This window comes from Desulfatibacillum alkenivorans DSM 16219, assembly GCF_900142135.1.
Classification (GTDB): domain Bacteria; phylum Desulfobacterota; class Desulfobacteria; order Desulfobacterales; family Desulfatibacillaceae; genus Desulfatibacillum; species Desulfatibacillum alkenivorans.
In genome coordinates this window covers 80,684-94,706 of the sequence record NZ_FQZU01000022.1, presented here as the reverse complement: position 1 = coordinate 94,706, position 14,023 = coordinate 80,684, and the positions used below count along the sequence as shown (strand labels likewise).

Sequence of the window (14,023 nt, the reverse complement as noted above, 5' to 3'; positions counted from 1 at the left end):
CTCAACTATGTGGCCCAACCTGGCCGCGAGGAAATGTTGAAGGACCGACCGAAGATGGAGCAGGCACTGACCGCCGTCTTTTCCAGAGAGGGCTTTACCGTGAAGCGCCTACCCGAGGAACATGCGGGCGGGAAATGGGTGTTGGGATACCAGAGTGCCTTTGGCCAGCCCGGCAACCTGGAGGTGGACCTTAATTTCATGTTCCGCATCCCCCTGTGGCCGGTGTCCCTCATGGATTCCCGGACTGTTGGCTCATGGACCGCCCGCAATGTTCCGGTATTGGACGCGCATGAGATCGCGGCTGGGAAATTGGCGGCCCTGTTCTCAAGGCACCAGGCCCGGGACCTGTTCGACTGCCACCAAATGATGTCCCTCGATCTGGACAGGGTAAAGGTCCGCGCCGCCTTTTTTGCCTACGGGGCCATGAATCGCAAGGACTGGAGGCACGTGAAACTGGACGACGTGGATTTCGACCCCAAGGAATTGGCCCGGCAGTTGACGCCCACTCTGCGGACCGTCGCCGCCCAGGATGCGGAAACCGCCGAGGAATACGGCAGGAGATTGGTGGAAGAAACAAAGGACGCTCTGGGCTTTCTGTTTCCGTTCACCGACGCCGAGATGGAGTTCCTGGATCGGCTGCTGGATTACGGGGAAATCCACCCGGCTTTGTTGACAAATGACGCGGACCTGGTGGTGAGGCTGAGTACCCTTACTGGAGTGGAAGGCGGTAAACGTGCGGAAGCATAAGGGCGGGGTGCCGGAATAGGCGGTCACCCAAGCCGGTTTCTTCTTGATGAGATAGATGCAGATGTTGGTGTCGAGCATGTACTGCATCACAGCAATTCCCGCTCGTCCAGGCCCGGCTGATTCCGGTCCTCCATGAAGTCCTCCGTGAACAGATCCAGACTCTGCACAAGCGAACTCCACAGGTCCTCCTTGGGGAGAGCACTACGTTCCGGCCCACCTTCCTGATCAACACCTCGTCTCCCGTGAACTAAAATTCCTTGGGCAACCGAGCCGTCTGACTGTTACCGTTTTTGAAAAGTTTCGCCGTATTTTTGTTTGTATAGGAAAACGCCTTTTCAGGATCAACGAGAAATTGCGTTGTGACCAACATTCTGTTTTTACTACAAATAAATTGATCTGCCCCTTGATTTGAAGTAGTGTTCCGAATAGCAAATGTGCAAAGCTCCATGCCAACATTGGAGCTTGTGAGTTGAAAAGCGACAAGGTCTTTCATGGCCCGGACGGAGACTCAAAAGACGTTAATTACTAATAAAATCAAACTTTTATTGACATGAAACACGAAAATGCCATATTGACACCTGAACAAGTCGCTGAGGAGCTATCTATCGGTGTCGAAACCGTCAGGCATCTTATGCGGCAGAAAAAGCTGCCCGGCGTCAAGGTGGGCGGGTCATGGCGGACGACCAAGAGGGCGATCTATGGCTATCTGGAAGACCAAATGGGGTTGGAGAGCGGAGTTCGAACTGAACGGGGAAAGGGTAAAGGCAAAAGGATTCTTTCAGCTAAAAACCCAGGCAAGGGAATGGGTAAGGACCGAAAAAGAACGCAGGAAAGAGAACCTCCGAAGGTTTTCTTCGATCGCTAACGACCTTTCACTCTGGGCGCTTTCCCAAAAATATTTGGCTGACTGCCAGCTCAACTATAGCAAAAAGACCCTACAGGAAAAGACCTATTGCCTCCGAAGATTTTACGAATTCACGGGTGATGTCCAGGTCATGGACATATCGCCGCCACAGGTGTTGGAGTTTCTAAATGCGCGGGCAAAAGCCCAGAGCAATGGCGCCGCGAACAAGGACCGCAAGAACATCAAGGCGTTTTATCGTTGGATTCAGGAAATATACGGCGTCATGCACGACCCCACCGGACCGATCCGAAAAAAGGCCCATACGAAAAAGGATAGGCGGTTGATCCCTATAGCGGACATTCTGAAGGTGATGATGCTGGCCCAAGGGCAGGATCGTGTTCTGCTCGGGGCATATTGGCATACCGGCGCACGCAAGTCCGAGGTTTTCCGTTGGACGTGGGCGGATGATATCAATTTCGAGGAGCGGTGGGTCAGGCTCGGCACGAAAAAAAGCCGCGATGGGTCCATGGTGTATGAAAGAATCTGGATGAATAACGATCTATACTCCCTGCTCCAGTGGCAGTGGAAAAATCGGTTGCCATCCAGTCCCTATGTTTTCTGCAATATGGATGAGTCCAGCCCGTACCATGGCCAACCCTTCACGACCAGACGAAGGCTCCTCAAGGGCCTCTGTGAACGCGCTGAGGTGGAGCCCTTCGGTTTCCACGACATCCGGCATACCGTGGCCAAGTATTTGAACGATCTCCAGAAGGTAGGGCTCAAAAAGGTTCAGCAGGTCCTTCGTCACCGGAAGCAGACCACGACCGAGATTTACGTGGAGGGAAATTATACGGACACCAGGGAGGCCGTTGCCCTCTTGGAACTGGATAAGGTCAAAAACTTTGTTTGAAATCCCCGCAGTTTTTCCCGCAGTAGAAACGAAAAAAGGGCTACGGTTTCCCGTAACCCTTTGATTTCATTTGGCGTCCCCAAGGGGATTTGAACCCCTGTCGCCGGCGTGAAAGGCCGGTGTCCTGGACCGGGCTAGACGATGGGGACGCATTTTTGTTTTTCTCTCTTGCTCGGCCTTAGGAAAAAGTGGTGGGCCGTGCTGGGCTCGAACCAGCGACTCTCTGCTTAAAAGGCAGATACTCTTCCGACTGAGTTAACGGCCCCAGCAAGCAAGAGACCCGCTAAGTAGCACCGTTCTTGAGATGCTGTCAACCAGAAAAGAACCATTTTTTAAAAAATATTCAAAATAGCCTGAACATGCCCTTAATAGTCTGCAGATTCCCCGTCATTCGGCCTTTTGAGGGCCGCGACCCGCGCGGCTGGCCCTTCGCCGCCGTTCCGTAAAAACGGCGCTGCCTGGAAAATTTTGATTTTCAGCCCGAAAACTCCTTCCTTTGAAGCTCCCTGAGGCGCGTTGTCTATTGATTTTTGTTGTTTTTCCACGATTCCTGGTGTATGAATAACCTTTTTTACGAGGGGTGCGATAAGCAAGTTCCTTTGCCGTTTGGGGGTGGGGATGTCCCTCCAAAGGGAACGGAGACGCGTACCAAAACAAGCCCCGCGGGTTCTTTGCGGGCTGCACGTTTCTTTTTTTTCCTGATGGAATAGGGAGGTTAACTACATGAAGAGGATAGTTCTGTGTTTGACGGCTGTGGCGTTGCTTCTGGCGGTGTTGGGTCCTGTTCCGGCTATGGCCGGGAAGACGGTAAACCTGACCTACAGCATTTTCCTTCCCGAGAAGCATGCCCAGGCTCAGGCAGCCATTGCATGGGCTAAAGAAGTGGAAAAACGCACCAACGGCGCCGTCAACATCACCATTTTCGCCGGCGGCACCCTGACCAAAGGCCCCAAGGTTTATGAAGGCGTGGTCTCCGGGATTTCCGATATTGGAAACTCCTGCTTTGCATATACCAGCGGCCGCTTCCCCGTCATGCAGGCCATTGACCTTCCCATGGGGTACCCCAACGGCAAGGTGGCCAGCCGCGTGGCCAACGATTTCGGTCTGAAGCACGCTGACCAGGGCCTGAAAGACGTGAAGCTGCTTTACGTGCATGCTCATGGACCCGGCCTGCTCCACACCCAGAAGCCCGTCAGGAATCTGGCTGACCTCAAGGGCATGAAAATCCGCTCCACCGGCTTTTCCGCCGAAGTGGTCTCCGCATTGGGCGCCGTTCCGGTCGCCATGGGCCAGGGCGATGCTTACGAAGCCCTGAAAACCGGCGTGGTGGAAGGCACCATCACTCCCATCGAAACCCTGAAGGGCTGGAAACAGGCCGAAGTGGTCAACTACACCACCGAATGCTCCGCCGTGGGCTACACCACCGCCATGTATGTGGTGATGAACAAAGCCAAATGGAACTCCCTGTCTCCCGAGGTCCAAAAAATTATGGAAGAAGTGAGCGCCGAGTATGTTGACATCCATGGCGCCGCATGGGATGCTGCCGACGAAGCCGGCCGCGCTTTTACTTTGGAAAAAGGCAACGAGATCATTCCTCTGAGCGAGGAAGAGAATAAACTGTGGGCGGAGAAAGCTCAGCCCGTCATCACCAAATACGCAGAAAGCGTCCCCAACGGGGCCGTTTATGTTCAGGAGATTCGCGACGCCATCAAAAAGGCTGAATAAGGCGTTTTTTGAAGGTCGAATGTTAGCTGTATGAAAACTTTGGAGAAAATATCGGAAGCCCTCGCCTCGGTCCTGCACTATGTGGCGGGGGCTGCCGTTTTTGGCATGATGATCGTCACATGCCTGGATGTGGTCCTGCGCACCTTTCGCATGACCGTGCCCGGCGCGTACGAATTGGTGGCTTACCTGGGCGGCATTGCAGTGGCTTTCGCCATGGCCCATACCACCATGGCAAAGGGGCATGTGGCCGTAAGCATTATAGTCCGGCGCTTTCCCAAAAAGCTGCAAAACGCCATTGATTCCGTGACAAGCGCCATGGGATGCGTGGTGTTTTTTCTGGCGGCCCGTAAGATTATGGAAATGGGCTGGGACTACCAGCACGCCGGACAGGTTTCCATGACCCTTCAAATGCCTTTGTACCCCGTGGCTTACGCCATCGGGGTTTCCCTTTTTGTGGTCAGCTTCGTTCTATTTACGGCCTTTTTGGGGCACGCAGGAAAGGCCATTAAATTATGAGCATGACCACCATCGGAATTCTGGGCATCGTCATCCTGCTGATTCTGCTGTTTTCCCGCATGCCCGTGGCTTTTGTCATGGCCATGCTGGGCTGCGCCGGATTCTCCTATGTGGTGAACCCTTCGGCGGGAATCGCCATGCTGGGGCAGGACATCTACGAAACCTTTTCGTCCTACGGCCTCACCGTCATCCCCCTGTTCGTACTCATGGGGCAGATCGCCTTTCAGGCCGGGATCAGCCGCCGCCTGTACGACTCCGCCTATATATTGGTGGGGCACAAGCCGGGCGGACTGGCCATGGCCACCGTGGGCGCGTGCGCGGCTTTCTCCGCGGTTTCCGGGTCCACCAACGCCACCGCGGCCACCATGGCCGTGGTCACCCTGCCGGAGATGAAACGCTACAATTACGACATGGGCCTGGCCACAGGCACCGTGGCCGCGGCCGGAAGCCTGGGCATTCTCATTCCGCCCAGCGTGATTTTCATCGTCTACGGCATTCTCACCCAGGAAAGCATCGGCAAGCTGTTTATGGCGGGCATCGTCCCCGGCTGCATCCTGACCGTGCTTTTTCTTTTGACCATTTACATCCGGGTGAAGATGAACCCCAGCATCGCCCCTGCAGGCGAGGCCTTCAGTTTAAGGGAAAAAATTCTCTCTTTCATAGGCGTGGCCGAGGCCCTGATTCTTTTTTCCCTGGTCATGGGCGGGATGTTCTTCGGTTTTTTCACCCCGACGGAAGCTGCTGCAGTGGGCGCCTTTCTCACCCTGGTCATCGCGGTAATCAGAAGGCAGATAGACTGGAAAGGCCTGGTCAAGGCCCTGGGCGACACCACCCGCATCAGCTGCATGGTCATGATGATCGCCACAGGCGCCATCGTCTTCGGCAAGTTTATGGCCATCACGCGCATCCCATACTCCCTGGCCGAATGGATCGCCGGCCTGCCTTTGCCGGCCACGGCCATCATGGGCATGATCATCCTGGTATACCTTTTGGGCGGCTGCTTTATGGACGCCCTGGCCATGGTCATGCTGACGGTGCCTATCTTCTTTCCCGTGGTGGAAAGGTTGGGGTTCGATCCCATCTGGTTTGGCGTGACCATCGTTCTGGTGACGGAAATGGGCGTGATTACCCCGCCCGTGGGCATCAACGTGTATGTGGTTAAAGGCGTGGCTACGGACGTCCCTTTGGAGAAAATCTTCAAAGGGGTGCTGCCCATGCTGCTTCCTCTGGTGTTATGCTGCCTCATGCTGTTGTTTTTTCCCAAGATCGCAACGTTTCTGCCGAGTCTGATGGGCTAAATCCCAAGCCGGAAAATGGGGAGTTGACATGCGGCCTTCATAACGTGTATTGAGAGGTGATATTCTTTATTTTCCAGGCTGTTATCAATAAGCGGGTCATCTAACGGAAATTCTTACACATTAAGGATCTGCCATGAGTGTGTTTGCTGGAGTTGTTGTGGAGCCGGTTTCCGCTACGGGAAGAAAAACCATCGCTTTTATACAGGAAATGGGCAGGATGTTCATTTTTCTGATGCACAGCGTGCTCCATATGTTCACCCTCCCTCTTCAATTTGTTAAAATTATTACGCAAATAAATATCATCGGCGCACAGTCCCTGTATGTGGTCAGCCTCATAGGCCTTTTTACCGGGATGGTGCTCGGGCTTCAGCTGTATAATGCGTTGGCCAATTTCGGATCCGAGGGCATGTTGGGGACCTCCATCGTCCACACCCTGATCAAGGAAATGGGGCCGGTGCTGGCCGCCATTATGGTCACGGCCCGGGCGGGTTCGGCCATGGCCGCGGAAATCGGGATCATGCGGATTTCCGAGGAAATCGACGCCCTGGACACCATGCAGATCAATCCCATCCGCTTTTTGGTGTCCCCCAGGCTGGCCGCGGCAATCATCAGCTTTCCCCTGCTTACGGCCCTGTTCGACGTGATCGCCCTGTTCGGCGGATATTTGAGCGGCTGCAAGCTGAAAGGCCTGAACGACGCCACCTATTGGTATACGGTGGAAAACTCCCTGGTCATGGAAGACATCAACGGCGGCTTTCTCAAGGCCATCGTATTCGCCGTCATCGTCATCACGGTCTGCTGCTACCAGGGGTACACCACTCACATGAGGCCCAACGGATTCGGCGCCAAAGGGGTGAGCGCATCCACCACTTCCGCGGTGGTCATGTCTTGCGTACTCATTTTGATGGCTGACTTTGTTCTCACCGCTTTTATTTGGTAGGAGGCTATGACTACACCACTCATAGAAATGAAGGACGTCGTTAAGAGCTTCGGACGGCACCATATTCTCCGCGGGGCCAGCCTGACCATTGAAAAAGGCGAGGTGACCACGGTCATTGGAAAGAGCGGCGAGGGCAAAAGCGTTCTTTTAAAGCATATCATCGGCCTCATGGAGCCGGATTCGGGCCAGATCCTTTTTGAGGGCAAGGAATTCAAAACCATGAAAAAGGCGGAGCGAAAGCAGCTCCGCAGCCGGTTCAGCTATGTTTTTCAAAACACCGCCCTGTTCGACTCCATGACCGTATATGAGAACGTGGCCCTGCCGCTCAAGGAAAAGGGGGAACTGTCCAAAAAGGAGATCGCCGAAAGGGTGGCGACCAGGATGGATCAGTTGGATCTCCACGAGATCGGCAATAAATTTCCCTCCCAGCTTTCAGGCGGCATGAAAAAGCGCGTGGCCCTGGCCAGGGCGCTGGTGACCAACCCGGAAATCGTCCTGTTCGACGAGCCCACCACCGGGCTGGACCCCATCCGCAAGAACGCGGTCCATAGTATGATTTCGGATTATCAAAAGAAGTTCGGGTTTACGGCCATTGTGGTCAGCCACGAAATCCCGGACGTTTTCTTTATATCCCAAAAAGTGGCCATGCTGGACGAAGGGCAAATCCTCATTCAAGGGGCGCCCCAGGACATTCAGCAATCCAAGGACCCTATCGTTCAAGGCTTCCTGCGGGGTATGGAAGCCAACCACGACGCCCTGACCGGTTTGGGCACGCCCACCCAATTGGAACGGCGCTTCGAGCAGGAAATGGAGCTGCAAAAGCAGCAGGAATCCAATTTCTCCCTCATGGTGTTTACCGTGGAAAACCTGGAGGAAATCAACGACAAAGTCGGGCACGTGGCAGGCCAGACCATGGTCAAGAACTTTGCTGCGTGGCTTCAGCAGCATTTACGGCCCAACGACACCTGCTCCCGGTACGGCATGGCCAAGATTTTGGCCGTCCTGCCCAACACCACCCGAAAGGACGCTCAAAAGGTCTGCTCCAAGCTGGCCCGGGCGGCCCGGGGGGAAAAGATCACCGATGCGGAGCTGTATCCCGGATTCTGCTTCTCCGTGTCCGCCGGCTTTGCCGAAGCCACGGACGACAGCCCCATCGATACAGTATTGGCTGCCGCTGAATCACGCGAAAACATGCTTTACGCTTTTAGAATAACCAAATAGTCCGGAGGAAAAATGGGAAAGCAATCCATAGAGCTGGTGGTAGGAGTTTTTGTGCTCGTTTGCCTGTTGTGTGTGGCCTACCTGACGGTCAAGGTCGGCCGAATGGATGTTTTGGGGGGGGATACCTATCAGGTCTCCGCCAGGTTTCAGTCCGTGGAAGGCCTCAAGACCGGCGCTGACGTGCAAATCGCCGGCGTGGGAGTCGGCAAGGTGTCCAATGTGATCATCGATCCCTTGGATCTGGTCGCCGTGGTGACGCTGCAGGTGGATAAGGGCATCGAACTGACCGAGGACACCATCGCCTCCGTGCGCACCGCCGGCCTCATCGGCGACAAGTACATCAAGCTGACTCCGGGCGGCGCCGACGAAGTTTTGCAGGACGGAGACCAGATCGAAGAGACCGAATCCGCCATAGACATCATGGAGCTCATCAGCAAGTACGCATTCGGAAGCGTGTAAACCCCGCTTTGACGCCGTTTTAACGAAAAACTGAATAGACGAGGATCGACTCATGAAAAAGTTTATTGCAGCAATATTGTGTTTGTTTTTGTTTTCCGCTCCGGCCCTCGCAGCAGACCCCGCCTTGGAGGCCGTCAAGGCCCCTCTGGATAAAGCCATGGCAGTGCTGAACGACCCCCAGTTTGCGGACGGGCAAAATGCTGAAAAGCAGCGCGAACTCCTGTGGGATTGCATTGAAGAGGTTTTTAACTTTGTGGAAGTGGCGAAACGGTCCGTGGGAAGAAACTGGAAAAAATTTACGCCCGAGGAACGCAAAGATTTCACCGAGATTTTTTCCAGGGTCCTGGGAGACGCCTACCTGTCCCGCATTCAGACCGGATACGAAGGCGACACCATCGATTATCTGGGCGTGGAAGCAGGCTCCAAGGATGACAAGGCCGTGGTCCAAACCGTCATCCAACGCCCCGGCATGCAAATCCCCGTGGATTACAGCATGTTGAATAAAAAGGGAAAGTGGGAAGTTTACGACGTCAAGATTGAAGGCATCAGCCTGGTCAAGAATTACCGGTCCCAGTTCGATAAAAAACTCATGAACATGAAACCGGCCGAGCTTATTCAGGAACTGAAGGAAAAGAAACTTAGCGAATAGGCCCTGACAGGGCGAAGGAGCGTCTTCCCGTGAAAAAGATTGTATTGCTGCTGGCAATGGCGTTGGTCCTGGCTTCCTGGCCGGTTCAAAGCCTCATGGCGCAGGAACAGGCAAACGACGAATATAGCGATGAGTATAGCGACGAATACCTGGACGACGACATGGACTTCCTGGAAGACGAGGAAGAGGACGGCATCCAGGTTGTTCAGGTCGCCGACCCTCTTGAGCCCTTTAACCGGGCTATGTTCGTGGTGAACGATAAACTGTACTTCTGGTGCCTCAAGCCTCTGGCCCAGGGGTATAAAGCCATTACGCCCACCGGCTTCCGGGTAGGCGTGGACAATTTTTTCACCAATGCAAAATATCCCGTCCGGATGGTGAACTGCCTGCTTCAGGGGAAACCCAAAAAGGCGGGTACGGAAACGCTACGGTTTATGGTCAATACCACCGTAGGCTTCGGCGGCCTGGGAGATCCGGCGCTCAAGTATCACGAGCTTGAAATGGCTGATGAAGATTTTGGCCAGACCCTGGCTGTCTGGGGAGTAGGCCCTGGCGCTTACGTGGTGCTGCCCGGCATGGGGCCGTTCTACGTTAGGGAGGGGACGGGCATGCTCGCCGACTATTGGCTTAATCCTCGAACCTACATTTTTGACCAGTGGGAGACCTCCGCCATGGTCTGGGGAGGCGAGCAGCTTAACGCCGTCTCTTTACGCATCGGCGACTATGAGGCTTTGAAGCAAGCGGCCCTGGATCCTTACGACGCCATGAAGAATGGATACGCACAACTCCGGGAAAAGAAAATCGCAGAGTAGGGCGGCTTACAACTGATATCGGAGGGGGCGGGGGCTGTAGGGCTTCCGCCCCTTTTGCATTGCAGGATAGTCATGGGAAAATCTCGCAGGAATAAAAGAGCCTCGCACAAGGAATTCATGGCCTTCGGAGGCTTTGACGACGGGCAAGACGCCCTCAAGGCGGAACGGGAAAAGGCTCGGGAGATGCGTGCGTCTCAATGGTGGAAGCGGCAGCTTGCAAAGGGCGTCTGCCATTACTGCGGCCGCGAGTTCAAGCCTTCGGACCTGACCATGGACCACCTCGTCCCCGTCGCCAGGGGCGGCAAGACCACCAAGGGCAATGTGGTCTGCGCCTGCAAAGAATGCAATAACCAAAAGAAGTATCTTTTACCCATGGAGTGGGAACAATACCTGGAGTCGCTGGATAAGGATCGCACGGAAAAGACGGAAGCCGGGGAGGATGACTCTGCATAAAAAAATCGGGGAAGATGCGATGCATGGCTTCCCCGGTTAGTCTGCATGATTTAGATTATTGGGCTGCCTGCTGGGCGCCCGGCTTCGCAGCATTTGGCTGGCTCAACCTGGGGTCGTTTCCCCAGTGCTGGTTCCTGTAACTGCGCGTCCTGGCGTCCTTGCGCCATTGCTTGGCCATGTCCTTAATTTGTTTGAACCGCTCTTTCCCAATGATTTGACGGGTTTCCAGGATAAACCGAAACATTTCCTCCCCAAATTTATTCCTGGCGTCAGTCATCTTGGCGTATTGCGCCATGACTTCCTTATCGGAAGCGCTTTCCAGAAGGACTTCCAGCTCAAACTGTTCTTTTTCAGCCGCAGCCTTCAGGTCCAGCCGTTTTCTTTGACTTTGGATGTAAGCCGCCTCCAGCTTCGCCTTTTCTTCATCCGTAAGATTGATGGCCTGCGCTATGCTGGGTCTGCGCCACCAGCCGTCACGGGGCATGCTGCGGGCGCCCGTGCAAAAGGCCAGGGAAGGCAGTAATAGGCTTGCCGCCAGAATTGCAACAATAATGATCTTCTTCATGCCAGTGCTCCTTTCACATCAATGCCAAGTGAAATAATTTCATAATCCGCTTCAGGGACCAGAAAATCATAAAAATCCTGGTCCCATTCGGTGTATGTCTCTCCCGCCAGGTCCATGAAGACCGGGGGCAGGCTGCTTTCTCCTACGTCGTAGACGTCCTCCATAAAAACTTGCGTTTCTATGACCGCAGCGTCAGGCGCTCCACTGGAGTGATTCCGGACAGAAGGCTGCTGCATGGGCAAAAGAACAAGGGCGAGGACTATGCTGGCCAATGCCCCGGCTATCGCAAACATAGGTTTGGGCTGAAACAAGAAGGACAGCCAACTCGCCTTGGACGCGGACGCCCAGGCCCTGGGCATGGACGGCGCAGGAGGGCAAAAGGACCTGGCTGCATCGCCCAAACCGTACAGGCTGTTCATCAGCAGATCCCGTTGCTCCCGGCAAGCCGGGCAGGACTCCAGATGCTTCCTGCTTTGCGCAGGCAGGTCGTCTAAGTCCACAATGCTGGTTAAAACGAGGTCGTCTGTCAGGTGCCGATTCTCATTGCTCATGACGGTCCTCCATAAACCTGGCGAAGGCGCCGGATTGCTTGCGATATTTGTCGATGCCCCGATACAGGTGCGTTTTGACGGCGCTGGCGCTTTTACCCGTCGCCTCGGCAATTTCGCTGATTGTCAGTTGGTCCATAAATCTCAGATAAAAAATTTCCTTTTCCCATTTGGACAGATTCTTGGAAAATTTCTCAACCTGCGTCCAGAACTCCTTCTGGAGTACATGGCCGAGAGGTTGCGCGGCCTCATGGGAGTTCGGATCCTCCTCCGGCTGCACGTCAGGCTCTGACTGGAACAGGGAAAGGATTTTTCTTTTTCGGTAATAATCCCGCACTGTGTTTCCTGCAATGGCGTACAGCCAAGGCGTGAACTTGGACGCCTCCTTGAGCTTGGGCAGGCTCTTGAACGCCCTGACGAAAACCTCCTGGCACAAGTCCTCGGCGTCCATTTGCTTTTTAGACCGAAAAAAGACCATCCGATAGATCCTTTCGTGGTGCAGGCGCACCAGTTGATCAAAGGCGGCCCGGTCTCCCGACCGGGCCTGCCTGACCAGGGAAATCAGCCTGTTCTCTTCGGAGGAAAGAGTTTCGCAGTTCTTTGGTTTCATGGTTTGAATTAAACCACAAATCAGAGGATCTGTACACTTGGCTGTTTCCCTGTTAACGCCTGTTTCTCCCAACTGCATCTCCATGTTCCGTTCCTGGCAAGCGCCCTGCATATTGTGCAGGTTTTGTATATTTAGACGCATAGGGGCGGTGGATTGTTTACAAGGAAATTGAAAAGATGTTTTAAAGTGACGAAAAAGCGCATTTTGCCAAAACTCGGCAAATGTGGTAGGCGCAAAGACGCCCATACAGGGGCTAAGGACAAAAAGGTTCGGCGCATCTTTTTAAAAAAGGAAAATATATTGAAAAAACAAATTGTTCGAGCCTCCATAGTAGTTTGGGCCTTCCTGCTCGTTCCGGCTGCGCTTTATGCCGGCATGGCCGCCGACCTGAAACCGGCCGTGGTTAACTTGCAAGTCAGCTATTCAAAATACTTTGGACTGGGCGAGGCCGGGCGTTTTTCCGGCACCGGATTTATCGCCGATAAGGACAAAGGGCTGATCATAACCAACAGGCACGTGGCGGGCGAGTTCCCCTCCCAGATTAAAATAACCTTCCTGGACGGCGAATCCACTTTAGGCAGAGTGGAATATTACGACGCCACGCACGATTTTTCCATCGTCTCGTTCGACCCCGCTTCCGTGAGTTCGGAAATCGAGGAGGTTCGGCTGGGAGATTTTTTCTCCCTGAAAACGGGCGACGAAGTCACGCTTATCGGCAATAATGAAGGCGAGGAATACTCGGTAAAAAAAGGCGTTGTCGTGGACTTGGTGAAAAACAAGGGGGACAGGCATTCCCTGACTTTTCAGACCAGCTTCGACCGCACAGGGGGAAGCAGCGGCAGCCCGGTCTTTAATCAGCAGGGCGAGGTGGTGGGCCTTCATTTTAAGGGGACGGACACGTCCAGCTTCGAACTCCCCGTCAATTACATTAAAGACAAGCTGACCGATCTGGCCCGGGAAAAAGCGCCGGTCCGGGGGGAAATCGGGGTGCAGATAGACTTGGTTAAAACCGCGGACGCCGTGGGGCATCTGGGCTTGCCTCAGGACGTTGCAGACGCCATGCGGAGCGATTTTGGAGATCTGAAATACTGCCTCATGGTGAAATCCGTGATCCGCACCCTTCCTGCCGAAAAAGCGCTTCAGGCCGGAGACGTCATTTACTCCGTAGACGGCGCCCCCATCGGCGACCGGTTATACCGTTTTGACAAAATAGTGGATAAGCGCACAGGCGGTGAACTAACTCTGGAGTTCTATCGCAGGGATAAAAAAATGACCGCCCGAATTCCTGTGCTGAATGCCGAGGAGTATAAAATAACCCGTTTTGCAACCTTTGCAGGCGGAACTTTTCATCCCCTGACCCCGGAGATCAGGCTGGATTTGGACATTGCAAGCGGCGGCGTTTACCTGAGCCAGGCAGAACTCGGCTCCACATTCGGAAGCGTGGGGTACTCCTCTTCGCGCAACCCGGACCGTAAGGGCGTTGTGGTGCAGGGAATAAACGGCCAGCCCGTCAGGGACTTGGACGACTTCATCAGGCTCGCATCCGCGCTTAAGCATAACCAAAAAATTTCCATGGCTTTCAAGGATCAATTCCTGTACGCCCCGGCGACCGTGGAATTGTTAATCCTGGACTTGCACACATCTCCGCTGACGGTTTTCTCCCTCAATTCAGCAACCAGGGAATGGGAGACGGAAAAGGCTGGTGGATTGCCTCCGGATTTTTAGG

General features: G+C 54.2%; 16 protein-coding genes and 2 tRNA genes. 13 read left to right on the top strand and 5 right to left on the bottom strand.

From position 1 onward, the window contains the following. From BUE18_RS16940 to BUE18_RS16925, 3 genes are all read left to right on the top strand, one after another. Positions 1-747, top strand: a 747-nt coding sequence (locus tag BUE18_RS16940; RefSeq protein ID WP_139264783.1) for a nucleotidyl transferase AbiEii/AbiGii toxin family protein, incomplete at its 5' end; no start/stop codon positions are given. A 550-nt stretch (positions 748-1,297) separates the two neighbouring features. Then, the gene (locus BUE18_RS16930; RefSeq protein WP_073477375.1) at positions 1,298-1,612 is read left to right on the top strand and encodes a helix-turn-helix domain-containing protein; all 315 of its coding nucleotides are present in this window, start codon (positions 1,298-1,300) and stop codon (positions 1,610-1,612) included. A gap of 130 nt (positions 1,613-1,742) precedes the next feature. Further along, positions 1,743-2,501 (top strand): tyrosine-type recombinase/integrase, encoded by a 759-nt coding sequence (locus tag BUE18_RS16925; RefSeq protein ID WP_425290479.1) that lies wholly within the window; start codon positions 1,743-1,745, stop codon positions 2,499-2,501. 71 nt (positions 2,502-2,572) lie between these two features. Here BUE18_RS16925 and BUE18_RS16920 read toward each other — a convergent pair. Further along, positions 2,573-2,650, bottom strand: a tRNA-Glu gene (locus BUE18_RS16920). A gap of 40 nt (positions 2,651-2,690) precedes the next feature. Beyond that, a tRNA-Lys gene (locus BUE18_RS16915) sits at positions 2,691-2,766 on the bottom strand. A gap of 458 nt (positions 2,767-3,224) precedes the next feature. Here BUE18_RS16915 and BUE18_RS16905 point away from each other — a divergent pair. The 9 genes from BUE18_RS16905 to BUE18_RS16865 all read left to right on the top strand — a co-directional run bounded on the left by BUE18_RS16905 (position 3,225) and on the right by BUE18_RS16865 (position 10,574). Beyond that, entirely contained in the window at positions 3,225-4,226 is a 1,002-nt protein-coding gene (locus tag BUE18_RS16905) for a TRAP transporter substrate-binding protein (RefSeq protein ID WP_073477372.1), read from the top strand. 30 nt (positions 4,227-4,256) lie between these two features. Beyond that, positions 4,257-4,742 (top strand): TRAP transporter small permease, encoded by a 486-nt coding sequence (locus BUE18_RS16900; RefSeq protein ID WP_073477371.1) that lies wholly within the window; start codon positions 4,257-4,259, stop codon positions 4,740-4,742. Then, entirely contained in the window at positions 4,739-6,040 is a 1,302-nt protein-coding gene (locus BUE18_RS16895; RefSeq protein ID WP_073477370.1) for a TRAP transporter large permease, read from the top strand. The genes BUE18_RS16900 and BUE18_RS16895 overlap by 4 nt, the downstream gene beginning before the upstream one ends. A 133-nt stretch (positions 6,041-6,173) precedes the next feature. Further along, positions 6,174-6,980, top strand: coding sequence for an MlaE family ABC transporter permease (locus BUE18_RS16890; protein ID WP_073477369.1), 807 nt, complete (start codon positions 6,174-6,176; stop codon positions 6,978-6,980). 6 nt (positions 6,981-6,986) lie between these two features. Then, positions 6,987-8,201: an ATP-binding cassette domain-containing protein gene (locus tag BUE18_RS16885; RefSeq protein WP_073477368.1), complete on the top strand. Its 1,215-nt coding sequence runs from the start codon at positions 6,987-6,989 to the stop codon at positions 8,199-8,201. 12 nt (positions 8,202-8,213) lie between these two features. Then, a complete protein-coding gene (gene mlaD / locus BUE18_RS16880) occupies positions 8,214-8,660 on the top strand; it encodes an outer membrane lipid asymmetry maintenance protein MlaD (protein ID WP_073477367.1) in 447 nt (148 codons plus the stop codon). A 52-nt stretch (positions 8,661-8,712) separates the two neighbouring features. After that, positions 8,713-9,309: an MlaC/ttg2D family ABC transporter substrate-binding protein gene (locus BUE18_RS16875; protein WP_073477366.1), complete on the top strand. Its 597-nt coding sequence runs from the start codon at positions 8,713-8,715 to the stop codon at positions 9,307-9,309. Between the two features lie 29 nt (positions 9,310-9,338). Beyond that, positions 9,339-10,121 carry an MlaA family lipoprotein gene (locus BUE18_RS16870; RefSeq protein WP_073477365.1) on the top strand — a complete coding sequence of 261 codons (783 nt, stop codon included), beginning with the start codon at positions 9,339-9,341 and terminating at the stop codon, positions 10,119-10,121. Between the two features lie 72 nt (positions 10,122-10,193). Further along, complete coding sequence (locus BUE18_RS16865; protein WP_280173704.1) at positions 10,194-10,574, top strand: HNH endonuclease; 381 nt, start codon at positions 10,194-10,196, stop codon at positions 10,572-10,574. A gap of 55 nt (positions 10,575-10,629) precedes the next feature. Here the strand turns inward: BUE18_RS16865 and BUE18_RS16860 are convergent, their stop codons facing one another. From BUE18_RS16860 to BUE18_RS16850, 3 genes are read right to left on the bottom strand one after another with little or no spacing between them, the layout of a single operon-like run. Further along, positions 10,630-11,139, bottom strand: coding sequence for a hypothetical protein (locus BUE18_RS16860; RefSeq protein WP_073477364.1), 510 nt, complete (start codon positions 11,137-11,139; stop codon positions 10,630-10,632). After that, positions 11,136-11,690: an anti-sigma factor gene (locus BUE18_RS16855; RefSeq protein WP_073477363.1), complete on the bottom strand. Its 555-nt coding sequence runs from the start codon at positions 11,688-11,690 to the stop codon at positions 11,136-11,138. The genes BUE18_RS16860 and BUE18_RS16855 overlap by 4 nt, the downstream gene beginning before the upstream one ends. Further along, the gene (locus tag BUE18_RS16850) at positions 11,680-12,381 is read right to left on the bottom strand and encodes an RNA polymerase sigma factor (RefSeq protein ID WP_073477362.1); all 702 of its coding nucleotides are present in this window, start codon (positions 12,379-12,381) and stop codon (positions 11,680-11,682) included. Before BUE18_RS16850 ends, BUE18_RS16855 begins: the two co-directional genes overlap by 11 nt. Before the next feature lie 216 nt (positions 12,382-12,597). Here BUE18_RS16850 and BUE18_RS16845 point away from each other — a divergent pair, with 216 nt between their 5' ends. Further along, positions 12,598-14,022 (top strand): trypsin-like peptidase domain-containing protein, encoded by a 1,425-nt coding sequence (locus BUE18_RS16845; protein WP_083611089.1) that lies wholly within the window; start codon positions 12,598-12,600, stop codon positions 14,020-14,022. The last annotated feature ends 1 nt before the right edge of the window (position 14,023 follow it).

Excerpts from the sequence above, each read along its gene's own strand:
- BUE18_RS16875 (WP_073477366.1), top strand. The coding sequence starts at position 8,713 with ATGAAAAAGTTTATTGCAGCAATATTGTGTTTGTTTTTGTTTTCCGCT.
- BUE18_RS16905 (WP_073477372.1), top strand. The coding sequence starts at position 3,225 with ATGAAGAGGATAGTTCTGTGTTTGACGGCTGTGGCGTTGCTTCTGGCG.
- BUE18_RS16895 (WP_073477370.1), top strand. The coding sequence starts at position 4,739 with ATGAGCATGACCACCATCGGAATTCTGGGCATCGTCATCCTGCTGATT.
- BUE18_RS16900 (WP_073477371.1), top strand. The coding sequence starts at position 4,257 with ATGAAAACTTTGGAGAAAATATCGGAAGCCCTCGCCTCGGTCCTGCAC.
- BUE18_RS16850 (WP_073477362.1), bottom strand. The coding sequence starts at position 12,381 with ATGGAGATGCAGTTGGGAGAAACAGGCGTTAACAGGGAAACAGCCAAG.
- BUE18_RS16930 (WP_073477375.1), top strand. The coding sequence starts at position 1,298 with ATGAAACACGAAAATGCCATATTGACACCTGAACAAGTCGCTGAGGAG.
- BUE18_RS16855 (WP_073477363.1), bottom strand. The coding sequence starts at position 11,690 with ATGAGCAATGAGAATCGGCACCTGACAGACGACCTCGTTTTAACCAGC.
- BUE18_RS16925 (WP_425290479.1), top strand. The coding sequence starts at position 1,743 with ATGGACATATCGCCGCCACAGGTGTTGGAGTTTCTAAATGCGCGGGCA.
- BUE18_RS16865 (WP_280173704.1), top strand. The coding sequence starts at position 10,194 with ATGGGAAAATCTCGCAGGAATAAAAGAGCCTCGCACAAGGAATTCATG.
- BUE18_RS16890 (WP_073477369.1), top strand. The coding sequence starts at position 6,174 with ATGAGTGTGTTTGCTGGAGTTGTTGTGGAGCCGGTTTCCGCTACGGGA.
- BUE18_RS16860 (WP_073477364.1), bottom strand. The coding sequence starts at position 11,139 with ATGAAGAAGATCATTATTGTTGCAATTCTGGCGGCAAGCCTATTACTG.
- BUE18_RS16885 (WP_073477368.1), top strand. The coding sequence starts at position 6,987 with ATGACTACACCACTCATAGAAATGAAGGACGTCGTTAAGAGCTTCGGA.
- mlaD (WP_073477367.1), top strand. The coding sequence starts at position 8,214 with ATGGGAAAGCAATCCATAGAGCTGGTGGTAGGAGTTTTTGTGCTCGTT.